The sequence below is a fragment of the Novosphingobium sp. ERN07 genome (genome assembly GCF_012641335.1).
Classification (GTDB): Bacteria; Pseudomonadota; Alphaproteobacteria; order Sphingomonadales; family Sphingomonadaceae; genus Novosphingobium.
The window spans coordinates 1-5025 of sequence record NZ_JABAID010000050.1; the positions used below are offsets into that span (position 1 = coordinate 1).

Annotated in this window: 6 protein-coding genes; 4 read left to right on the forward strand and 2 right to left on the reverse strand. The window is 64.0% G+C overall.

Going from position 1 to position 5025, the window contains the following annotated elements; all coding sequences use genetic code 11:
* Positions 1-264 precede the first annotated feature (264 nt).
* The 3 genes from HGI47_RS21940 (at position 265) to HGI47_RS21950 (ending at position 2408) form a co-directional block, all read left to right on the forward strand.
* Entirely contained in the window at positions 265-1152 is an 888-nt protein-coding gene (locus tag HGI47_RS21940) for an ArdC family protein (RefSeq protein ID WP_168854877.1), read from the forward strand.
* Complete coding sequence (locus HGI47_RS21945) at positions 1149-1388, forward strand: sigma factor-like helix-turn-helix DNA-binding protein (RefSeq protein WP_168854878.1); 240 nt, start codon at positions 1149-1151, stop codon at positions 1386-1388. The genes HGI47_RS21940 and HGI47_RS21945 overlap by 4 nt, the downstream gene beginning before the upstream one ends.
* 90 nt (positions 1389-1478) lie before the next feature.
* On the forward strand, positions 1479-2408 hold the full coding sequence (locus HGI47_RS21950; protein WP_168854879.1) for a HEPN domain-containing protein: 930 nt from the start codon (positions 1479-1481) through the stop codon (positions 2406-2408).
* A 92-nt stretch (positions 2409-2500) separates the two neighbouring features.
* On the opposite strand, the gene HGI47_RS21955 is transcribed toward HGI47_RS21950, so the two are convergent.
* Both HGI47_RS21955 and HGI47_RS21960 read right to left on the reverse strand, forming a co-directional pair.
* Positions 2501-2722 carry a conjugal transfer protein TraD gene (locus tag HGI47_RS21955; RefSeq protein ID WP_370521828.1) on the reverse strand — a complete coding sequence of 74 codons (222 nt, stop codon included), beginning with the start codon at positions 2720-2722 and terminating at the stop codon, positions 2501-2503.
* Positions 2723-2738: 16 nt separating this feature from the next.
* Positions 2739-3062 (reverse strand): conjugal transfer protein TraD, encoded by a 324-nt coding sequence (locus HGI47_RS21960; RefSeq protein WP_168854880.1) that lies wholly within the window; start codon positions 3060-3062, stop codon positions 2739-2741.
* Positions 3063-3234: 172 nt separating this feature from the next.
* On the opposite strand from HGI47_RS21960, the gene traA reads away from it, so the two are divergent.
* A partial coding sequence (gene traA / locus HGI47_RS21965) for a Ti-type conjugative transfer relaxase TraA (protein ID WP_168854881.1) occupies positions 3235-5025 on the forward strand: 1791 nt, incomplete at its 3' end.

A 5025-nucleotide genomic window follows, 5' to 3' on the forward strand; every position in this document is an offset into this window, starting at 1 on the left:
TGCCTTGCATCCCTTTGGCGGTCGCCATGCCTTTGGGCACGGCGGTGTCTGGCCTTCGGCACCTGCGTGGCGGGGGGCGTCACGGCCCTGTAGCCCCGCCTCGACGGGGTGCAACCCGTGCGCTGCGCGCCCGGGTGCTCCTTCTGCGTTTCGCCCCTTCGGGTGCACCCCGCCTTTTGCCGGCGGGGCTGTCGGTCCGCTCCTGCCGCCCCCCGCCACCCTGGCGCCGGTCCACGGCGGTTTAGGAAGGAGCGTCAAGAAGACATGAGCAAGACTGAACGTCAGAGCCTCTATGGTGAGGTCACATCGCGGATCATTACTGAGCTGGAGGAGGGCAGGTTGCCATGGGTACAGCCATGGGATGCCACGCGCTGCCCGTGCATGATGCCGCAGAACGCAGTGTCGGGCTGGAACTATTCGGGGATCAATGTGCTGATCCTGTGGGCGACCGGGATCGAACGGGGCTTTAGATCACAACGCTGGCTCACGTACCGGCAGGCCGAGATGGCAGGCGGTCACGTGCGGCGCGGGGAGAAGGGAACGGCCATCTGCTATGCCGACCGCTTCACACCACGCAGCGAAGCCGAGAAGGCACAGGGCGAAGACCGCGAGGCGCGCACGATTGCCTTCCTCAAGCGCTTCACCGTGTTCAATCTGGATCAGTGCGAAGGCCTGCCCGAAGAGCTGACCACAGGCGCTGCGCTGCCCGATCCGGTCATGGCGATTGCCGAGGCGGACCGGGTGATTGCCGCAACGGGCGCGGACTTGCGCATTGGCGGCGGCAAAGCCTTTTACTCCCCGGTCCATGACTATGTGCAAGTGCCACCACAGGCCGCGTTTCATGATCCGGTAAACTGGTACCGGACAGCGCTTCATGAGATCGGGCATCACAGCGGCCACACAAGCCGCCTGAACCGCGATCAATCGGGCAGGTTCGGTTCGGCTCCGTACATCAGGGAAGAGCTGACCGCCGAGATGACCGCAGCGTTTACATGCGCCGCGCTCGGGATCGAGCCCACCGTGCGGCATGCGGACTATATCGGCGCGTGGCTGGCCGTGCTTCGCGGGGATGAGAAGGCCATCTTCCGGGCCGCAAGCGCTGCCAGCAAGGCGGCGGACTTTATCCTCTCGGGCTACGAGGTGCGGTCATGAGCGCTGCGCTTCCACCCCGCGTCTTTCAGCGACGGGGACGCCGTGCCCTGCGCCGGATGACCGAGCGCCAGCGCGCGATCTTCTGGGCCATGCGTTTCGAGACCACGAGTTACGCCGAGCTGGCCAGAAGGCATGCGATCAGCGCCGAGAGGGTCGAGGCAGAATTTGCCCAGGCGCTGCGCATATTGGTGCGTACATTGCACGAGCCCGAACCGTGGTGGCGACGGCTGTGGTAAACCCAGGGATCGTGCGATGGCTCGTCCGCTCATGAGGTCCGCCCCAGGGACTTGCCATCGTGTGATCGAGCCGACAGGGTAGCAGGCCTCATGCGCAGCGATCTTGACCATCTTCCCGCCAACAAGCAGCGCGAGCTCGAGCGCGTTCTGCAGCTCATCTTCGAGGAATTCGAAGATGCTTTTGCGCTTGCCAGCCTCGACTGGAAGAAGAAGGGCCGCGTTCTCAAGGTCATCCTCTACGGCTCCTATTCGCGGGGCACATGGATCGACGAGCCGCACACCGCCAAGGGCTACAAGTCGGACTATGATCTTCTGATCATCGTCAACGACAAGCGGCTCACTGACCGGGTCAAATTCTGGGCCAAGGTCGATGACCGGCTGATGCGCGAGTATGGCATCACCGGCACGATCAAGACGCCGGTCAATTTTATCGTTCACACGCTTGGCGAGGTGAACGAGGGGCTTGCCCAGGGGCGCTATTTCTTCATGGACATCGCCCGCGATGGCATCGCGCTTTACGAGAGCGATGACACCGAACTGCACGAGCCCAAGCCGAAGACGCCGCACGCGGCGCTGGCTATGGCGCGGGAGTATTTTGAGGAGTGGTATCCGAGCTTCGGGGAATTTTTTGATGACTTCCGCGCAAATCTAGAGCGCGAGCGGTTTAAGAAAGCGGCATTTGAGCTACATCAGGCAGCTGAACGGCTCTATCACTGCCTCTTGCTCACGGCCTGCTTCTACTCCCCCCACAATCACAACCTCGCTTTCCTGCGCACGCAAGCCGAACGCCTCGACGCGCGGCTGACGCACGTCTGGCCAAAGGACAACCGCAAGCAGCGCGCGATGTTCGAAAAGCTCAAGGACGCCTACGTCAAGGCGCGCTACGCCAAGCATTACCGGATCAGCGCAGAAGAGCTGACCTGGCTCGGGGAACGGGTCGAGGACCTTGGCCACGTCGTGCACGAAATCTGTTCGGAGCGTATCGCGCAGCTTGAGGCGACCGCGCGCGAAGCGGGCTGATCGGGGCGCCGATGCGAGACGACTGGGTGTCGCACCCAGCTTGATCCATGCGCCGGGCAATTCACAATCCGCCGCCAGCGCTGCGGACCTGCTCACTCGCTTTTCCCATCGGCCGCTTCTGCGAAAGCCCGCCGGCCCCGCCGCCGCCACAGCGTCAGCACCTGCTCGCGGCTGTCACCGCGCAATCGAACGGCGGCCTCGACCAGCAGCCCCAGGATCACGGCGCGATCGTCATCGACCAGCTCGACGATCCCGGCTTTGACGACGAGTCCGCCGAGCTCGATCAGATGCCGCGTGCGCTCGCGCCGCTTCACCTGCCACTCCCGGGTATCATGACGCGCCTGCACCGCCAGCAGGCGGTTGCGGGCTGCCTGCGTCCTTCGCAGTGCCGCCGTGCTCGACGCCAGCAGCACCGCCAGTGCCCGCGCCTTCCCTGTGAAAGAAGGCAGCGCCCCGCTTGCGCCACGCCTCCCGCGTCGCATGCTCGGCAGCGACTGCCGCCAGCAAGGCCCCGGCGAGTTCTTCCATGCCGAGCGCATCGGCGCCGGTTGCCTGAACCAGCTCACCAAGCTGGCTTTGCTTTCTGGCCTTGAGTTGCTTTGCCTTGTCGTTGAGAGACTTGAGCTCAGCATCAAAATCACGGGGCTTGCGCATGGCAGATGTCCTTCGTTGAACTTCGAGGACATCCCAGTTATCGAGTTGACCGATTAGTCGCAATTACATGAAATCTCCTGAGATTCTGCCATCCCGAGATAGATGAAATCTTTGGAGGGCGCGCTTATACGTCGTGCCGACGTCGGCATTATGGCGTAAATGGATTGCCGTCATGGCGATCTTCCACCTCTCCGTTAAAGTCATCAGCCGGTCGAGCGGGCGCAGCGCTGTGGCCGCAGCAGCCTATCGTGCTGCCGAGCAGCTGCGCGACGAGCGCCTCGACCGGGTCCACAACTTCACCAACAAGGAGGGCGTCGTTCATTCCGAAGTGCTCCTGCCCGAAGGCGCACCGCAGCACCTGGCCGACCGGGAAAAGCTGTGGAACGCGGTCGAGGCCGCCGAGAAGCGCAAGGACGCCCAGCTTGCCCGCGAGGTTGAACTCGCCATCCCGCGTGAGTTGACGAAGAAGCAGGGCATCGCGCTGGTCCGCGAGTTCGTGAAGGCCGAGTTTGTTGCGCGCGGCATGATCGCCGATCTCAATGTCCATTGGGATATCGGCAAGGACGGTCTGGCCAAGCCCCATGCGCATATCATGCTAACCATGCGCGAGGTTCGCGATGCCGGTGATGGCAAGGCCGCCTTCGGCGCAAAAGTGCGCGACTGGAACAGAACCGAACTGGTTGAACTATGGCGCGAGCGCTGGGCGGAATATGTCAACGAGCGCCTCGCCGAACTCGACATCGACGCGCGGATCGATCACCGCAGCCTGGAGGCGCAGGGCATTGCGCTTGAACCGCAGGACAAGATCGGCCCTGCCGCGTCGCGCATGGGCGCGCGCGGGCTCGAAGCCGAGCGGATCGAAGAGCACCGCGCGATCGCGCAGCGCAATGGCGATCGGATCATCGCCAATCCCGCCATCGCGCTGGATGCGATCACGCACAGCCAGGCGACATTCACCACCCGTGATCTTGCCATGTTTGTTCATCGCCACAGCGAAGGGAAGGACCAGTTCGATGCAGCGCTGAGCGCGGTGCGCGCATCGCCTGACTTCATCGCGCTGGGCAAGGACGGGCGCGGCGAAGATCGCTTCACCTCGCGGGCCATGATCGAGACCGAACATCGCCTCGAACGCGCGACGGCAGCGATGGCACTGGGCGAGCGCCATGATGTCAGCGAGGCCGGTCGGGAGAGGGCAATGGGGCAAGCGCGTGAACGGGCGCTTGTGCTCTCCGGCGAGCAACGAGCGGCGTTCGAGCATGTGACCAGTGCGCGGGGCCTGAGTGTCGTGGTCGGCTATGCTGGAACCGGCAAGAGTGCGATGCTTGGCGTTGCGCGGGAGGCCTGGGAGAGGGCGGGCTATACCGTACGCGGTGCCGCGCTGTCCGGCATTGCCGCCGAAGGGCTGGAGCATGGGTCCGGCATTGTCTCGCGTACCATTGCCAGCCTTGAGCACCAGTGGGGCCAGGGCCGCGAATTGCTCACGCTGCGCGATGTGCTGGTGATCGATGAAGCGGGCATGGTCGGCACACGCCAGATAGAGCGTGTCCTGTCCCATGCGAGCAATGCCGGTGCAAAAGTTGTCCTCGTCGGTGACCCGCAGCAGTTGCAGGCCATCGAGGCGGGCGCGGCCTTCCGTGCGATCCATGAACGGCACGGCGGCGTAGAAATCAGTGAAGTGCGCCGCCAGCATGAAGGCTGGCAGCAGGACGCCACGCGGCACCTTGCCACCGGGCGCACCGGTCTTGCCATTCAGGCCTATGGCGAACGGGGAATGGTGCATACTGCCGATACGCGCGATGCCGCGCGCGGCCAACTGATCGACCGCTGGGATCGTGACCGGCAGACCAGCCCCGGCGATACGCGGATCATCCTCACCCACACCAATGACGAAGTGCGCGAGCTCAATGACGCCGCGCGCGGGCGGCTGCGTGACGCGGGCGAACTGGGCATGGACGTGTCGATC